Genomic DNA, 15,981 nt, shown 5'->3' with positions numbered 1-15,981 from the left:
GGTGCGGGTGCTCACCTGCTCGGCAGGAGCGGAGGTGAGCATGACGGTTTCGATGCGCGTGATGTCGGCGGGCGATGGCTACAAGTACCTGCTCAAGACGGTCGCGGCCGCCGACGGCGACAGGCCACTCTCAACCCCGCTCACTCGCTACTACATGGAAGAAGGCACACCGCCTGGCCGCTGGCTCGGCGCGGGCGTAGCAGCTCTCGGCAAGAGCGAGATTCAGGTGGGCGACCGAGTATCAGAACACCAGCTCCAACTCCTGATGGGCGCTGGCTGTGATCCGATCACTGGCGACAAGCTCGGCCTGGGCTTCCCGGCGTACAAGAGCCAGGACGAGCGGATCGAGGCGCGGATCGCCGACCTCGAACCGACGATGACCCCCGGCGCCAAGGGCGAGGCCGTCGCGCAGATCGTCGCCGAGGAATCTGCCCGGAGCACACGGCGTGCGGTGGCGGGTTTCGACTTCACCTTCTCGATCCCGAAGTCCGCGTCAGTGTTGTGGGCAGTCGCCGACGCCGGGGTCCAAGCACTCATCGCAGAAGCGCATCATCGAGCTGTTGCGGAGGTGGTTGCGTTCATGGAGCGCGAGGTTGCAGCCACCCGCACGGGTGCAACCGCCGGGGACGGCGCGGTTGCGCAGGTCGATGTCACCGGGCTTGTCGCGACCGCGTTCGATCACTTCGACTCCCGCGCCGGTGACCCCCACCTCCACACGCACGTGGTCATCAGCAACAAGGCCAAGACCGTCCTCGACGGCAAGTGGCGTTCGCTCGACGGCCGACCGATGCACGCCGCCGTCGTCGCCCTCTCCGAGCTACACGAAGCGGTGTTCGCCGACCACATGACGCGCACTTTCGGCGTCTCGTGGGAGGCCCGAGAGATGGGCCGCGACCACAACCCGGCATGGGCGATCACCGGAGTGCCCGAAGAACTAGTCGCCGAGTTCTCTACCCGCGCCCGTCACATCGACGCCGAGACCGACCGCCTCATCGCCGAGTACGTCGCCGCGCACGGACGACGCCCGACACCAGCAGCCATCATGAAACTTCGAGCCCAAGCCACACTCGCGACCCGGCCCGAGAAGCAGGTCCGATCCTTGGCTGAACTCACTGCCGAGTGGCGGACCCGCGCAACGACGACCCTCGGCCGGGACGCGACGACGTGGGCACGCGAAGTCACTGACAACAACAAGGCGCTGCTCCTGCGGGCTGACGACGTGCCGCTCGACGTGATCGGCGAGCTGGGACGTTCGGTCGTCGAGGTGGTCGGTGAGAAGCGCTCGACCTGGCGGCGTTGGAATCTCATGGCCGAGGCCTCCCGGCAGACGATGGGCTGGCGGTTCGCCACCATGCAGGATCGGGAAGCCATCGTCGCGATGGTCGCCGACGCCGCAGAACTCGTCTCGCTCCGTCTGACGCCACCTGAACTCGCCGCCTCACCCGTCGTGTTTCGTCGCCCCGACGGCACTTCGGTGTTCCGTCCGAAGAGCGCGACCGTGTTCACCTCCGAGTCCCAGCTCGCGGCCGAGGACAGACTCCTCGAACGAGCGGCGAACTTGGCCGGTCCGACGGTGCCGCTCGCAACGGTCGAGAAGATCACGCGCAGTCCCGACGCGGGCGGTCGGATGCTCGGTGACGACCAAGCCGACGCCTTGACCCGCATCGCGGTGTCAGGACGGACTCTCGACGTACTCGTCGGTCCCGCCGGGGCAGGCAAGACAACCGCCATGAACTCGCTCCGCCGCGCATGGGAACACGAGCACGGCCCCGGCTCCGTCAGCGGGCTCGCGCCGTCAGCGGTCGCCGCACAAGTCCTCGCCGACGATCTCGGAATCGAGACCGAGAACACCGCGAAGTGGTGGCAGAACCACCTCATCCACGGCACCACCTTCGAGGCGGGACAGCTCGTCATCATCGACGAAGCCTCCCTGGCCGGCACCCTGTCACTGGACCGCATCACCCATCTCGCCCAGGAAGCGGGCGCGAAGGTGCTGCTGGTCGGCGACTGCGCGCAACTGCAATCCGTGGACGCCGGCGGTGCGTTCGCGATGATCGCCAGAGGCAGGTCCGATACCCCCGAACTGGTCGACGTTCACCGCTTCACCCACGCCTGGGAGAAGACCGCCTCGCTCGAACTACGCCACGGACGCACTCACGCCATCGACACGTACCTCGCCCACGAGCGCATAGCGGAGGGCGACGGCGAGGCCATGACCGATGCCGCCTACAACGCCTGGCGCACCGACCGCGACGCGGGACTGATGTCTGTGTTGATCGCCGAGACCCATCAAGACGTGACCGTGCTGAACGGTCGCGCCCGCGCCGATCTGATCCTCAACAAGACGCTGAACCCCGACCGCGAGGTCGAGCTGCGCGACGGCACCGCCGCAGGCGTCGGGGACACCATCATCACGCGACAGAACAACCGCGACCTCCGCACACTGGCCGGGCGGGACTGGGTGCGCAACGGCGACATCTGGACCGTCACCGCAGTCGGCGACGACGGGACCATCACCATCGCACGCGACTACGGGACCGGCACCACCGTCCGCGACGACGGAACCATCACGGCCCGCAGGCGTGGGCGCAGGTTCGGCGGCAGCATCGTCCTCCCAGCTTCGTACGTGGCCGAGCATGTCGATCTCGGCTACGCAGTCACCGCATACCGCGCGCAAGGCATCACGACGGACACCGCGCACGTCCTGGTCGAACCGACCTCGACGAGAGAGACCTTCTACGTCGCGATGACCCGAGGGCGGCACTCGAACCACGCCTACGTGACTCTCGACCGTGCCGACGACCATGCGCAGCCACACCCCGGCGACGACCCGCATGCCACCGCGCGAAGCGTGCTCTGCGGAGTGCTGCAGCACAGTGGGGCCGAACTCTCGGCGCACGAGACCATCGTCGCCGAGCAGGAGCGGTGGGGCTCTATCGCTCAGCTCGCCGCCGAGTACGAGACCATCGCCGCGGCGGCCCAACACGACCGCTGGGCCACTCTCGTTCGGGGCTCCGGACTCTCCGAGGAACAGGCCGAGAGCGCCATCGAGTCCGACGCGTTCGGGCCGCTCGCGGCTGAACTCCGCCGTGCTGAAGCCAACCACCACAACGTCGATGCCCTCCTGCCGCGCCTCGTCGCCGCGCGCGGATTCGGCGACGCCGACGACATCGCCGCCGTACTCCACTACCGCGTCGAGCGGGCGACCACCCGTCCCGCAGGCTCAGGCAGGACACGCAAGCCACCGCACCTCATCGCCGGCCTCATCCCACAGACACACGGCGTTATCGACGCCGAGATGCGAGCAGCCCTCGACGAGCGAGAGGCACTGATCGAGGCACGCGCCGACGCCGCACTCGAAGCCGCACTTGCCGAGGGTGCACCGTGGACGAAGACACTTGGAACGACGCCCACCGACCGACGACGAGCCACGACCTGGCGCAAGGCCGCCCGCGTAGTCGCCGCCTACCGAGACCGCTACCGCATCACCGACGAGACGGCCCTCAGCGCCTCGCCCGAGTCGGCCGCACAGAAGATCGACGCTGCGCGGGCACGAGCGGCGCTTGAACAGGTACGAGCCTTGGAGCCAACAGGGGAGCCGCGGCCGACAGGGCGAACGCCTGGCAAACAGGTGCCCGGCGTCTCGCTGTGAACCTCTGCGGGATGTTCCGACGCGGAACCGACCGCATCGCTAGGATGGAGTGAGGTGACGTGTCGGTTCGGCGAGCCTGCACGCTGCGAGAACGTCAACTGTGTTCTCCTGGAGGTGAGCGTCTAGACGGGAAGGAGCGCTGAGGCTTGGCAACGTACGCAGTGAAACTTGAGCGCTCGGCGCCGCTTACACTCCCGAGACACCCGGAAGCACCCGAAGAAGAGTCCTTCGAAGAGTGGTGTGCGCGGGAGAAGGCCACAGGGGCGTCCGCTCGCCGTCGACCTCTTCTCCGGCGCAGGAGGGCTCGGTGCCGGTGTAGAAGCCGCAGGCTGGACCGTTGTCGCTGCCGTGGATCATGACCGCGCGGCCCTAGAGACGCACCAATCCAACTTCCGCGGGCTTGCCCTCGATGTGGACATGTCCGACCAAGACCAAGTGGCGGCTCTCATCGAGAGGCTCCAGCCGCTTGGGATTGATCTTGTCGCGGGAGGGCCACCCTGCCAGCCATTCAGCCGGGCGGGCCGCGCGAAGATACGAAGCCTCATCAACGAGGGAGTCCGTGAGGAGGAGGACGCCAGAAAGGAGCTCTGGCGATCCTTCATCGACGTTGTTCTCGCGGTCGCGCCTCGGGCGGTGCTCATGGAGAACGTCCCGGATATGGCAATCGGCGACGACCTGACCGTCATTCGCGAGATCGCCATGCTCCTCGAAGAGGCCGGCTATATCGTCGACTATCGACTCCTCGATGCGTGGCGCTACGGGGTGCCCCAACACCGCAAGCGCTTCATCCTCCAGGCACGCAACGACGGAGCGCTCCCGGTCTGGCCAGAACCAGCGACGACCCGTCCCACTGTTCGCGACGCCATCGCCGACCTGCCAACGCTGAACGACACTACGGGAGCACGTGAGCTGCGCTACACGGGAGAGCCCTCCAGCGCGCTGGCCAAGGCACTGCGAGGGGACGGGCAGAGCGACGTCATCCACGACCACATGACTCGCCCCGTTCGCGACGACGATCGCGAAGCCTTTGAGCTCATGACCTCATCAACGCTGTATTCGGACCTTCCTGAACGGCTCCGCCGCTACCGTTCAGACACGTTCAACGACAAGTACAAGCGCCTTGACTGGGACGACTTGAGTAGAACAATCACGGCCCACATTGCCAAGGACGGTTACTGGTACATCCATCCCGCCGAGCATCGCACGCTCACCGTCCGCGAAGCCGCACGCATCCAGACGTTCGCAGACGACTTCCGCTTCGCCGGAACCCGCAGTGATGCGTTCCGGCAGATCGGCAACGCCGTTCCACCAAGCCTGGGCAAGTACGTCGCCGAGGCGATCCTCCCGTTGGACTTGCCGCGCACTGAAGCCCCCCGACTCCCAGCGATGCGCGAGCTACTGGTTCAGTGGGCGAAAGAGCAACGCGCCGTGAAGTGGTGGTGCTATCCCGGCCCCGATATGACTCAGGCTGCTGCTGCCGTCGCATCGCTGCTCGACGTTCACCGCATGCCCACCGCCGCTGCTGAGACTCTCATGACGCCACTGCGGGGCGCGGAGGAACTATCACTCGACCTGCTCCAGCACATCGATGTCCATACGCTCAGCGCTACCCGCAAGCGGACCATGCGAGCACTCCGCGAGTGCCTCCGCGACGAGGACAACAAGGACTGGCCCGAGCATGTCGAGTCGGCGCTAGGCGAAGCCCAGGGTCGTCTCTACTCCCTGCTCCAGGGCTCTGACGAACTCGTAGTCAACGGCCACGTGAGCAAGGTCGTCGCGCTCCTCATGGACCTTCCTGACGATCACACTGGCCTGCGCACCGACATCAAGGTCGCGTTGGCTCAGCTAGTCTCAAGTGGGGATGAGGCGTCACTGAGAATGTGTGCCATCCGCGGCATCACTGTTGCTGAAGCGCGGGCGCGCATTGCGTCCAACGTCGTTTCGGTGCGGGATGCGGCTCCCGAGGAGAGTGCCTCATGACACGCGGTGCGAACCAAGACCCCGGGGCGGAGCTAGCAGGACGCGGCGCGCTACGCCCCAAAGCGCGGCTTCTCAGGACACTCGGCAGCGACCTCATCAGCAGCGACAAGGTTGCGCTCATCGAACTGGTGAAGAACTCCTACGACGCCGACGCAGGTGTCGTCCTGATCCGGTTTCGTGGCCCTCTGAAGGCGGGCGAGGGAGGCATCGAAGTTTGGGATGATGGACATGGCATGGACGCTGCCACGCTCCAAAGTTCTTGGCTCGACATTGCCACCGACACCAAACGAAGGAACCCACGCAGCGACGGCGGGAGGCGTGTTCTCGGCGAGAAGGGTATCGGGCGCCTTGCTACCGCGCGCCTTGGCGAGGAGATGCTCCTTACCACGAGGAAGCAGGATGCTGACGAGGTCAAGCTCCTCATCGACTGGACAGACTTCGACCGGGAGGATGCCTACCTGGACGAGATCGAGGTCGCCTGGGAGGTCGGGGCCCCGGATGTCTTCGCGGCAAACGGTGCCGCTGCGGCGGCCTTCAGCGAGCTCGACGCTGACGGGTGGCATCAAGAACGAGGCACTGTTCTCCAAGTCGACAGGCTCTCCCGAGAGTGGACTCGCGACGACCTTCTTGAGCTTCGCACGGCCCTCACCCGCCTTATCCGCCCGCGTCCGCAGGGTTCAGGCGCTGGATCGGCCAAGGACGCATCCACCGAGCCGGACTTCCAGATTGTGCTTGAGCTCACGGATGTGGACGACACGCTGGAGGATCTCGCTGGTCCGATCGAGCCGTCGGCAGACCTACGAACCCCCCACTACCGACTGAGCGGTTCGATCGATGTCAATGGATCGGCCACGCTGCACTACGAGCAGCAGGACCCGCCGGAGACCCAAGACATCGGAGTGATGCAACTCTGGAACCTCGAAGACCGCCCACCTCAGGCCGGCCCCTTCGAGTTCGAGATCAGCGTCTGGGATCGCGACAAGACGGCACTCCAGAGATCACTACAAGCAGCCAACCCCGAGAACACTGCACCGAGCGCCAGCGACCTCAAGGGCTTCCGAGACACGATGGACGAGGTTGCGGGCGTCAGCATCTACCGCGACGGGTTCCGCGTACTCCCGTTCGGTGAGACTGGAGACGATTGGCTCGGACTCGACCTGCGACGCGTGCAGAGCCCGACGCTGAGGCTGTCGAATAACCAGATCATCGGTCACGTCTTCATCGGTGCTGACACAAACGAGAGCCTCAAAGACCAGTCCAACCGCGAGGGCATCCTCGCCGGGGCCGCCTACGCCGATCTTCAGTACCTGGTGCGGGCGGCACTCAACCAACTCGAACAACGCCGCTACGGCGCTCGACACCCGAAGAAGGAGCAGCCAGAACGTAAGGGTGGTCTGTTCGAACGGTTCGACCTCGGTGAGATCAGCACTGCACTGAAGCAGAGCTACCCGGGCGACAAGCGGCTGCACGGCCTCATCGACGAGAAAAATCGCGACATCCAGGAAGGCGTAACACAGGTCCAGAACGTACTGTCCCGGTACTCACGCCTCGCCACCCTCGGCGCGCTCATCGACCGAGTGCTCCACGATGGGCGCACCGTCGTCACCCGACTCAAGAACATCGCGCGCTTCGGAACCCGCGACCTCAACAAGCCAAGCGTGAACAACAGCGACAAGGTCAGCATCGCGCTCGGATCAATGACTGACACCGCCGAGCAGGCCGAACTCCTCTCCTCGCTGTTCAAGCAGATCGAGCCCTTCGGTGGGCGGAAGCGAGGCCGTCCCAAGCAGATCAGCGTCAGCGAGGTAATCGACCGCGCTATCTCGATACTTCAGCAGGAAGCCGACGATCGTAACGTGCAGCTCGTTGGCGGCGGCACAGACATTGCGGTCAAGATTGACGAGGCAGAACTCCTGACAGTCCTCGTGAACTTGATCCAGAACGCGATCTACTGGACCGCTACCCAACCCCAGGGGATTGAGCGGAAGGTGCTCGTCGGTGCCCGGACAAACGAGGATGAGTCGCTAACCCTGGTCGTCAGCGATTCCGGGCCAGGCGTCCCCTCTGAGAGCCGCGATTACATCTTCGATCCATATTTCTCCAGCAAGCCTGATGGCGTGGGGCTCGGGCTGAGCATCGTTGGCAACCTTGTAGAAGACATCTATGCGGGAGAACTCACGCTGGTCGATGAGGGTGCGCTTGACGGCGCGACATTCGAGGCCACCTTCAGGAGGCGGGTGTAGTGAGACAGACGGTGCGGGTGCTCATCATCGAGGACCAGGCGGTGCTTGCGGCGGATGCTCAGCGAGAGATTGCCGACGCGTTCGAAGACAGCGAAGACATTGAGGTTCAGGTCCAGGTTGCCACCGACTTCGATGAAGGGTTCAAGCGGGTGCGCAAGGGCGAGAGCGACGTGGTAGTGCTCGACGTGCGACGCGACGCCACGGCTAACACGCCAGAAGACGACACAGCCGGGCACGCTGGGTACCTTGAAATCAAGAAGGCGAGGTTCGCGCCGATCATCTTCTGGACAGCCCTGCCAGAGAAGGTGTCGCATGAGGAGATGCCGCCACTCGTCACCGTCGTTACCAAGGAAGACACTGAAAAGCTCCCTGCTGCGATCCAGGCAGCGGTAGATAGCGGCGCGATGGCGACCATAGGCAGCATCGAGCAACACGTTGCATCAGTGCTTACAGATCACATGTGGAGCGAGTTGGCTCCGAACTGGACCGAGTACACCCAGGACGCGGACGGGGCCAGCATCGCTCCGGTCTTGCTCAGCAGGCTCGCGCGAGTCATCGACGACGATCGCGAACGGTCGCTCACCGGACGCCCGAGCTTCAGGTACGTCTATCCGCCGGCCTCTGATCGCAGAGCGCCGGGTGACATCCTGCGAGCATCCGATGAGACCTGGTGGGTTGTTCTGACCCCGGCATGTGACTTCGCTCAACACAAAGTCGGTCTTGTACTCCTCGCGCAAGCGTCCCCACTTGAAGCGCACGCAAAGTACGTCGCCTGGAGAGACGAATACCTGGCAGAGAAGAACAAGGGGAAGGCCGCCCACAACCGAGGCAAAGGCGAGTGGAACAGCTTGCGTCAAGACGTGCTCACGTCGACCCGTGGGCAGTTCCACTACCTTCCCAGATTCAGGGAGATTCCAGACTTGGTGATCGACTTCGAAGATGTCCGGGCCGTGCCGGTCGCGCGACTCACGGAGTACGGTCCCGTGGCATCGCTCAGCAGCCCGTTTGCCGAGTCTCTCCTAGTGCAGCATAGTCACTATCGGGGACGTATCGGAGTCCCTGACATCGACAGCGAACTGATCCAGAAGCGGCTCTTCGCCGACGTTGAGGACGCGACAACCAGAGCGTCGAGCTAGCGGCTTGCGGGCAGAGCTACATTGCGTGTGCTCTCGTGGACTCCGTGTCCGCTGAAGAACGCCTCGATGTGCGGGATGCCGTTGGCGTTTGGCTCGCTTCAGTCCCCTCACGTCCGCATGGAGGAACCAGGTCCGAGGCCTCCGCGACCAATGAAGCACCGTCGCGCAGGAGTTGGTGAGGCCCGGCGCTCGTCGCGGACGTTACCGGACCAGGGACAGCTCCGACGGTGCGGCCGAGTTCGTGTGCGCGCCGGGCGACGGCCATTGAACCGGATCGAGCACCGGCTTCAACCACGACGGTGGTCGCGGAGAGTGCGGCCATCAGCCGCGCCCGTGCAATGAAGCGATGGCGCGTCGGCACCGCACCTGGCGGAACCTCGGTGACCATGAGCCCGAGGTCGGCGACTCGCTCAAGCAGTTCACGGTGACCCATCGGGTAGGGACGATCAACGCCGTTCGCCATGACCGCGATCGTGTCGCCGCCGGATGCAAGGGCCGCTCGGTGGGCGGCTCCTTCGATGCCGTACGCGCCGCCGGCCACGACTATCCGCTCAGCGTTGGCGAGGTCGGACGCCAGCTCCGCCGCCACATGCTCGCCGTAGGAAGTGGCGGCCCTCGCGCCGGTGACCGTGACGAGATCGGTGAGCGGTCGTGCGAGGAACGATGTCGCGCCGCGAGTCCAGAGGACGTAGGGGCGCCGGTCGCCAAGATCGTCGAGCGCAGATGGCCATTCCTTGTCGCCGGGGATCAGCGTGCCGATACCGGCGCGCTCGGCTGCAGCAATGTTCTGCTCAAGTGTCCGAGTATCTGAGCGCTGGAACTGGGAACGCCACACGTGAGCGTCAACGGTACTGAGGCCCGGCACCACGTCGTCACGCCCGGCAAGCCGAAACAGCTCAAGTGCCCCCAGCTCGCCCAGCAGCCGGCCAGTCACGGTATCGTCCGGTTCGACGAGCATCGACAGCGCCATCCGCGCCGTGCGCTCGTCCTGGACTACGTCGCTCAGGTTCGTCATCGTCGGGTCCTCTCACTCATACAGAGAGGTGCGCGCGGCGACGCGGGAGCCGAAGGGTTCCATGAACGCTGACCCCGGCGTACAGTGGATGGTGAGGCAGGTTCTCCTCATATTGCGGGTCCTCCGGGACGGCCTTCGGGCACTCACACACGTTCTGCCTCCTCGACGGAGTAACACGTGTGACGAGAGGCCTGTCATGTTCCGCGTTATCTGGACGCTCAGCGTTCGCACTCGCGACTACCTGCACTGCTACATGCCAAGCAACCGGCTGCTCGCTGCCATCCGCACCCGCCGCGGACTCAAGTGGGGGATACCCGCGATGCTGGTCGCGCTTCCGTACTTCCTGGTCGCCAGCATCTGCTCTGGCTCGGCAGCCGACGGCGGCCCAGGCTGGCTCCACCTCATCGTGCTATGGGCATGCTGGAACGCGCTCAAGTTCATCATCATGGGACCCGTGAGCGTCGCTCTGCTCATCCGTGCGCGCCTGCGCGAAGCTGCGGTCCGCCGTCACCAGCGCCACGACTCGCGCGTCGAGGCGAGCCTGCGTGAGCCAGCCCTTCGTGTCTAGGGTCAACCGCCCACGGCTGTGGGTGCCGTGATGCGAGAACCAGAGCGTCCGCCAGGCCGGATCACGACGCCGTGCGAAGCGAGCGCTCGCCGGACAGCCTGAGGCCCCGCCCCAACCTTCACGCCGACCTCTACCAGCGTCAACCCGCTGAGGTAGAGGTCGGCTGCTTCGTGGATGCGGGAGGGATCGAACCGTCCACGGCGGATCGTTACCTCCCGCCGGGTGAGGTGGGTGGCGACCGTGCGGCGGTTCACGCCGAACACGGATGCCAGCTCCACGAGCGTTGCGCCCTCGCGGTACTGCGCCACCAGATCGTCGACTTGCTCCGGGCGAAGGAGGGTTTGAGCCATCCTAAGTGATCGCACCACTCGCCCCCTGGAGTCGGAAACAGTAGGCCCAGAGGAGCGCTGGTCGTGGTCGTAGAAGCCCCGTGACCTGCGCAAAGACAAGGTTTTCAGGTGTGGGCAGGGGTTCTCAAACTCTCTACGGAGGTCCACCATCCAGTGAGAATCATCGCCATGATTCGGTCGACGAAACGCCGGCGGCGTGGCGATTCATTCGCGTGCAGGACTCGTGACTTGTGAACCCCGCATGGGGAGTGCTCCCCATTCCGGAGGTGGCGACGCCTTCGTAGCGTGAAATGCATGACTCGGCGGGATCGACCACGGCACGGGCGCTCGGTGCGCGCACTCGTCGCCCTCGTCACGCTCGCGGTCGGCGCGCTCCTGGCGCTCGCACCGGAGGATGCGGCGCCGGCAATGGGCGAGGCATCCAGGCACACCACGTTGCACGCCGCGACGACGCACGGTGTGACCCACAAGGTGCCGGTGGCCGCGGTCTTCACGTATCACCCGCACCAGGATCCGAGCGAGGGTGTGATCCACGGCGCCATCAACGCCGTGGTGCGCATTCCCGGCGGCACGGCCGTGTTCTACAGCCTTGGCGGCCGCGCCGATTCCGTCGCGAGCAACATGCCGCCGCTCGATCTCGTGTCGCCGTACAACGCGTTCGACGCGTGGTCGGTGGGCATCATCGACCCGCAAGGCATGAAGTACTACCAGCCGCTGACCTCGGCAGACGAGCATTGCCTGTGCAGCAAGACCGCGGACATCGGCGGCCTGTCCGGACCGGCGAAGCCCCTGGTCGGGTACGCCGTGCTGCCCGAGCTGCCGGCGAGGATGAAGACGGCGACCGTCGTGTTCGGGTTCGGCGTCGTGCTTCCCGGCATCCCGATCACCGACACGCTGCCGCGTCCGACGACGAAGGCGTCCGGGAACATCGAGCTCGGCGGCGGATGGCCCGCCCTGCCGTCCAAGTCCGCCATCGCTGCGACCGACAAGAGCCTCTCGATCCTGCCGATGGCGGCGAACACCGCCAAGCCGCAGGCCGCGACGAGCAGCACTCCCACGACGACGTCGATCGCGCTCAACTCGAGCGTGCTCTTCGACTTCGGCAAAGCCACGCTGACTCCCGCGGCCAATGGCGTGCTCGAGGATGCCGCCGCGAAGATCTCGAAGGCCGGCACCGGCGTCGTCACCATCGTCGGCTACACCGACAGCATCGGCGACGACGCCGACAACCAGGTGCTCTCCGAACAACGCGCGCAGGCCGTGCAGGCGGCGCTGACGAAGCTCGTGACCAGGCGGGGCGTCACGTTCCAGGCATCCGGCAAGGGGGGAGCAGGAACCGGTGGCCGACAACGGCACCGACGCGGGACGTGCGCTCAACCGGCGCGTCACCGTGACGTTCACGAAGGCGGGGCAGTGATGACGGGCAACGGGACGCATCCCGAAGGACGCCGCCGTACCCGGATGCCGGTGCTCGCCGTGATCGCGGCCGCCGCGGCGCTCGCGCTCTGTGCGTGCACGTCGCCATCGCCCTCGGCCAGTGCTGGGGTCACCCCGTCGGCCGGCGCGTCGGTTCAGCAGCTGTCGGCGAAGGATGCCGCCGCCGAGATCCTGGGCACTCGGAAGGCCCTGCCCGTGCTCGGCTCGGCCACCGGCACGATCACGGGGCCAGGCGTCGACTCCGCCGTGATCGAGCAGGTGCTCGCCGTGCGAGCGTCGGCCGCCTCGACCGTCGTGATCTGGCGGCTGAAGAGCGCGTCGGGCGCGCGGGTGGACGCCGCCTCGTTCCAGCTCGCCCATGCGCCGCTGATGGACACCCGGCTGCTCGGCGTCGTCGACACGGCGACGAAGACGACCTACCGTCCGTACACGTATTACCCAGCACAGGGCAACGGCGAGGACCTCGGCTGTGCGTGCAGCAAGCTGCCGCAGGAGGTCGACGGGACGGGCGAGGTGCTCTACGCCGTCGTGCCGCCGCTGCCCACGTCCGTCACGAAGGTGTCGATCACGCTGCCCGGGTTCGGCACCGTGAAGGACGTGCCGGTGACGCGCGACAAGGGGTGACCTGAGCGGCCGTTGCGCGTCAGCGCAGCAGCGCAGCGAGGGCGGGCAGCTGCTCAGGATCCTCCAGCGCGGAGCCGACGGCGACCACGCGCACGCCGGCGGCCAGGAAGGCGGAAGCGGTGGAGGCATCCATGCCGCCGGTGGCGACGAACTTCGCCTGCGGGAACGGTCCTCGGATGGCGCCGAACCAGCCGGTGCCGAGCAGCGAAGCGGGGAACGCCTTGAGCCAGGTGAGGCCCTCGCCCAGCGCGAGCTGCACCTCGGTGGGTGTGGCGACGCCGGGCAGCGACGGCATGCCGGCGGCGTGGGATGCCCGCACGATGTCGGCGTCGAAGCCGGGGGAGACCGTGAAGGCGGCACCGGCATCCTTCGCCTGGCGCACGTGCTCGGGTGCCACGACGGTGCCGGCTCCCACGTGAAGTCCTCGCTCGCGGCCCGCGTCGGCGACGACGCGCAGCGCCTCGACATCCGTCGGAGTCTGCACGGGCAGCTCGACGATCTCGATGCCGAGATCCCAGGCCGCCGTCGCCACCGTCAGGCTGCGCTCGGCGCCGAGGCCGCGCAGAATGGCCATGAGCGGCGCACCAGCGAAGAGGTCGTCGAAGGCGGAGTTGTCGGTCATGGTCACGGGGTCCTTTCGGTGACGAAGTCGCTGGTCGACAGCAGAACGGGGTGCGCCCGCTCGTGACCGGCGCGCAGCCGAGCCTCGGCGTCGGCGTCGGCCAGCAGTGCGGCGAGGTAGCCGGCGGCGAACGCGTCGCCCGCTCCGATGGGCTCGACCACGTCGGTGGGGATGGCGGGAACGAACGTCGTGACGTCGGTCGTCGCCGTGCCGTCGAACTCCGTGGCCCCCACGGCGCCGTCTTTGACGACGAGACGCGACAGGTCGGGAAGCAGGGTGCGCACCTCGTCGGCGGTGGCGCATCCCCACAGCGACCCGGCCTCGTCGAGGCCGACGAACACGAGATCGGCGCGACGGGCGAGGGCGAGCAGTGCGGGCGCAGCGATCCCCGGCCCCCAGAGCGGCACGCGGTGGTTGACGTCGAAGCTGAGCAGGGCGGTGGATGCCCCGACCCGGGTGATGAGGGCATCCGTCAGCGCCGCGCAGCTTGCGGACAAGGCCGGCGTGATGCCGGAGACGTGCACGACGTCGGCACTCTCGAACGGCACGTGCGCCACCGACTCCGCTGTCATGCGGGAGGCCGCGGAACCGCGTCGGTAGTAGAGCACGCCGTTGCCCGGGTCTTTGAAGTAGACGCCGGTCGGTGCGCCGGGCACCGACGTTACCCACTGGACGTCCACGCCGCGACGCGCGATGACGCTCCGCACGCGCTCGCCGAGAACGTCGTCGCCGACCGCACCCACCCAGGCGCTCGGCACCCCGAGCGCCGCGGCGTGCGTGGCCACGTTCGACTCCGCGCCGCCCACGTGCAGCCTGAGGTCGTCGGCCACCGCGAGCGACTCCGCGCGCGCCGGCGTGATGAGCACCATCGTCTCGCCGAGGGTGATCAGACGCGGGTGCGGCCCGGGAGTCGCGGTGGATGTCATGTCCACAGTCTGGGCCGCGGCGTGCGCTTGCTGCAACATGCGTTGTAATATCTGCACAGGTTTCTTCTGGTGTGTGCGGACTCACCGTCGGGCGCAGATGCCGGGGCACCTCGGCACCAGGTTTTCACGGCGTGAAAGGAGCGGCGATGCCCGCACGGCTCGACACGAATGACAAGGGCATTCCGCAGCGCGCCGTCGGCATGACGGTGGACGAGTTCCTCGCCACCGGGCCGCGGTTGTCGGAGTTCTGGACACCGCTGGTCGTGCTCGACGACGCCGCCATGCGACACAACCTCGCCACCATGGGCACGTGGTGCAGCGAGCGCGGCCTCGAGCTCATGCCGCACGGCAAGACGACCATGGCGCCCGCCCTGTGGCAGCGGCAGCTCGACGCCGGATGCCTGGGCATCACGCTGGCGACGATGGGCCAGGTGCGCACGGCCCGCGGCTTCGGGTTCGACTCGATCATGCTGGCGAATTCCGCCGTCGACGAGCGTTCGCTGCGCTACCTCGCCGGGGAGCTCGTGGACCCCGGGTTGCGGTTCGTGTGCTGGGTCGACTCGATCGCGACGGTCGACGCGATGGAGCGGGCGCTCGTCGCGGCGCAGGCGCCCAGGCGCGTGGACGTGCTCGTGGAGCTCGGAGCGCCGGGCGGGCGCACCGGCGCACGCACGGTCGCGGAGGCGACGGGCGTGGCGGAGCGGGTGGCGGCATCCACGGTGCTGCGGCTCGCGGGTGTCGCCGGATATGAGGGGTCGCTTGCGCACGATCGTTCGGAGGCCGGGCTGACCGCGGTGCGGGAGTACCTGGAGCGGCAGGTCGAGCTGCACGAGGGCATCCGCTCGCTGTACGGAGAAGGGGAGACGTACGTGACGGCCGGTGGCAGCGCGTACTTCGACATCGTGGCCGACGTGTACGCCGACGCGGGCGCCGGCTCCGTTGACGACGACACGCATTTCGTGCTGCGCTCCGGAGCGTACATCGTGCACGACGACGGCTTCTACCGCACGATCTCGCCGTTCGACGAGGCGCGCGCGGGCGAGGATGCCCCGCGCTTCGTGCCCGCGATGCGCGGCATCGCCCGTGTGGTGTCGCATCCCGAGCCGGGGCTCGCCCTGCTCGACGGCGGCAAACGCGACTTTCCGTTCGACGAGGGGCTGCCGATTCCACGTGGGGTCGCTGCCGACCTGGGTGAGGAATGGACGTCGCTGACCGGTGCCGAGATCTCGGCCATGAACGACCAGCACAGCTATCTTCGGCTGGCTGACGAGGATGCCGCCGCCGGCGCCGCCCCCATCGGTGTGGTCGTGACGCTCGGGCTTTCGCACCCGTGCACGGCGTTCGACAAGTGGCGGGTGCTGCCCGTCGTGGCCTCCGCAGAGTCCGACCTCGTCATCGACCTGGTGCGCACCTACTTCTGATGGGCGC

General features: G+C 66.8%; 11 protein-coding genes. 7 read left to right on the top strand and 4 right to left on the bottom strand.

Annotation, left to right across the window (positions count from 1 at the left end):
- Nucleotides 1-40 precede the first annotated feature (40 nt).
- The 4 genes from mobF (at nucleotide 41) to FPZ11_RS07765 (ending at nucleotide 9,011) form a co-directional block, all read left to right on the top strand.
- Nucleotides 41-3,652 (top strand): MobF family relaxase, encoded by a 3,612-nt coding sequence (gene mobF / locus FPZ11_RS07780; RefSeq protein ID WP_146322779.1) that lies wholly within the window; start codon nucleotides 41-43, stop codon nucleotides 3,650-3,652.
- 240 nt (nucleotides 3,653-3,892) lie between these two features.
- Nucleotides 3,893-5,632: a DNA cytosine methyltransferase gene (locus tag FPZ11_RS07775; protein ID WP_168203763.1), complete on the top strand. Its 1,740-nt coding sequence runs from the start codon at nucleotides 3,893-3,895 to the stop codon at nucleotides 5,630-5,632.
- Nucleotides 5,629-7,875 (top strand): sensor histidine kinase, encoded by a 2,247-nt coding sequence (locus tag FPZ11_RS07770; protein ID WP_146319795.1) that lies wholly within the window; start codon nucleotides 5,629-5,631, stop codon nucleotides 7,873-7,875. The genes FPZ11_RS07775 and FPZ11_RS07770 overlap by 4 nt, the downstream gene beginning before the upstream one ends.
- On the top strand, nucleotides 7,875-9,011 hold the full coding sequence (locus tag FPZ11_RS07765) for a response regulator (RefSeq protein ID WP_146319793.1): 1,137 nt from the start codon (nucleotides 7,875-7,877) through the stop codon (nucleotides 9,009-9,011). Before FPZ11_RS07770 ends, FPZ11_RS07765 begins: the two co-directional genes overlap by 1 nt.
- Before the next feature lie 16 nt (nucleotides 9,012-9,027).
- Here FPZ11_RS07765 and dprA read toward each other — a convergent pair whose 3' ends face one another.
- On the bottom strand, nucleotides 9,028-10,026 hold the full coding sequence (dprA, locus tag FPZ11_RS07760) for a DNA-processing protein DprA (RefSeq protein ID WP_146319791.1): 999 nt from the start codon (nucleotides 10,024-10,026) through the stop codon (nucleotides 9,028-9,030).
- A gap of 196 nt (nucleotides 10,027-10,222) precedes the next feature.
- On the opposite strand from dprA, the gene FPZ11_RS07755 reads away from it, so the two are divergent.
- Nucleotides 10,223-10,594: a sulfate permease gene (locus FPZ11_RS07755; protein WP_146319789.1), complete on the top strand. Its 372-nt coding sequence runs from the start codon at nucleotides 10,223-10,225 to the stop codon at nucleotides 10,592-10,594.
- Between the two features lie 2 nt (nucleotides 10,595-10,596).
- Here the strand turns inward: FPZ11_RS07755 and FPZ11_RS07750 are convergent, their stop codons facing one another.
- A complete protein-coding gene (locus tag FPZ11_RS07750) occupies nucleotides 10,597-10,944 on the bottom strand; it encodes a hypothetical protein (protein ID WP_246846592.1) in 348 nt (115 codons plus the stop codon).
- A gap of 294 nt (nucleotides 10,945-11,238) precedes the next feature.
- On the opposite strand from FPZ11_RS07750, the gene FPZ11_RS07745 reads away from it, so the two are divergent.
- The gene (locus FPZ11_RS07745; protein WP_146319787.1) at nucleotides 11,239-13,005 is read left to right on the top strand and encodes an OmpA family protein; all 1,767 of its coding nucleotides are present in this window, start codon (nucleotides 11,239-11,241) and stop codon (nucleotides 13,003-13,005) included.
- A 19-nt stretch (nucleotides 13,006-13,024) separates the two neighbouring features.
- Here the strand turns inward: FPZ11_RS07745 and FPZ11_RS07740 are convergent, their stop codons facing one another.
- Nucleotides 13,025-13,627, bottom strand: a complete 603-nt coding sequence (locus FPZ11_RS07740) for a bifunctional 4-hydroxy-2-oxoglutarate aldolase/2-dehydro-3-deoxy-phosphogluconate aldolase (protein WP_146319785.1) — start codon at nucleotides 13,625-13,627, stop codon at nucleotides 13,025-13,027.
- A 2-nt stretch (nucleotides 13,628-13,629) separates the two neighbouring features.
- A complete protein-coding gene (locus tag FPZ11_RS07735; RefSeq protein WP_146319784.1) occupies nucleotides 13,630-14,553 on the bottom strand; it encodes a sugar kinase in 924 nt (307 codons plus the stop codon).
- A gap of 146 nt (nucleotides 14,554-14,699) precedes the next feature.
- Here FPZ11_RS07735 and FPZ11_RS07730 point away from each other — a divergent pair, with 146 nt between their 5' ends.
- Nucleotides 14,700-15,974 (top strand): type III PLP-dependent enzyme domain-containing protein, encoded by a 1,275-nt coding sequence (locus FPZ11_RS07730; protein WP_146319783.1) that lies wholly within the window; start codon nucleotides 14,700-14,702, stop codon nucleotides 15,972-15,974.
- Nucleotides 15,975-15,981: the final 7 nt, after the last annotated feature.

This window comes from Humibacter ginsenosidimutans (assembly GCF_007859675.1).
GTDB lineage: Bacteria > Actinomycetota > Actinomycetes > Actinomycetales > Microbacteriaceae > Humibacter > Humibacter ginsenosidimutans.
This window is presented reverse-complemented; position numbering and strand designations above follow the sequence as displayed.

Excerpts from the sequence above, each read along its gene's own strand:
- FPZ11_RS07740 (WP_146319785.1), bottom strand. The coding sequence starts at position 13,627 with ATGACCGACAACTCCGCCTTCGACGACCTCTTCGCTGGTGCGCCGCTC.
- FPZ11_RS07770 (WP_146319795.1), top strand. The coding sequence starts at position 5,629 with ATGACACGCGGTGCGAACCAAGACCCCGGGGCGGAGCTAGCAGGACGC.
- mobF (WP_146322779.1), top strand. The coding sequence starts at position 41 with ATGACGGTTTCGATGCGCGTGATGTCGGCGGGCGATGGCTACAAGTAC.
- FPZ11_RS07755 (WP_146319789.1), top strand. The coding sequence starts at position 10,223 with ATGTTCCGCGTTATCTGGACGCTCAGCGTTCGCACTCGCGACTACCTG.
- FPZ11_RS07735 (WP_146319784.1), bottom strand. The coding sequence starts at position 14,553 with ATGACATCCACCGCGACTCCCGGGCCGCACCCGCGTCTGATCACCCTC.
- FPZ11_RS07750 (WP_246846592.1), bottom strand. The coding sequence starts at position 10,944 with ATGGCTCAAACCCTCCTTCGCCCGGAGCAAGTCGACGATCTGGTGGCG.
- FPZ11_RS07730 (WP_146319783.1), top strand. The coding sequence starts at position 14,700 with ATGCCCGCACGGCTCGACACGAATGACAAGGGCATTCCGCAGCGCGCC.
- FPZ11_RS07745 (WP_146319787.1), top strand. The coding sequence starts at position 11,239 with ATGACTCGGCGGGATCGACCACGGCACGGGCGCTCGGTGCGCGCACTC.
- dprA (WP_146319791.1), bottom strand. The coding sequence starts at position 10,026 with ATGACGAACCTGAGCGACGTAGTCCAGGACGAGCGCACGGCGCGGATG.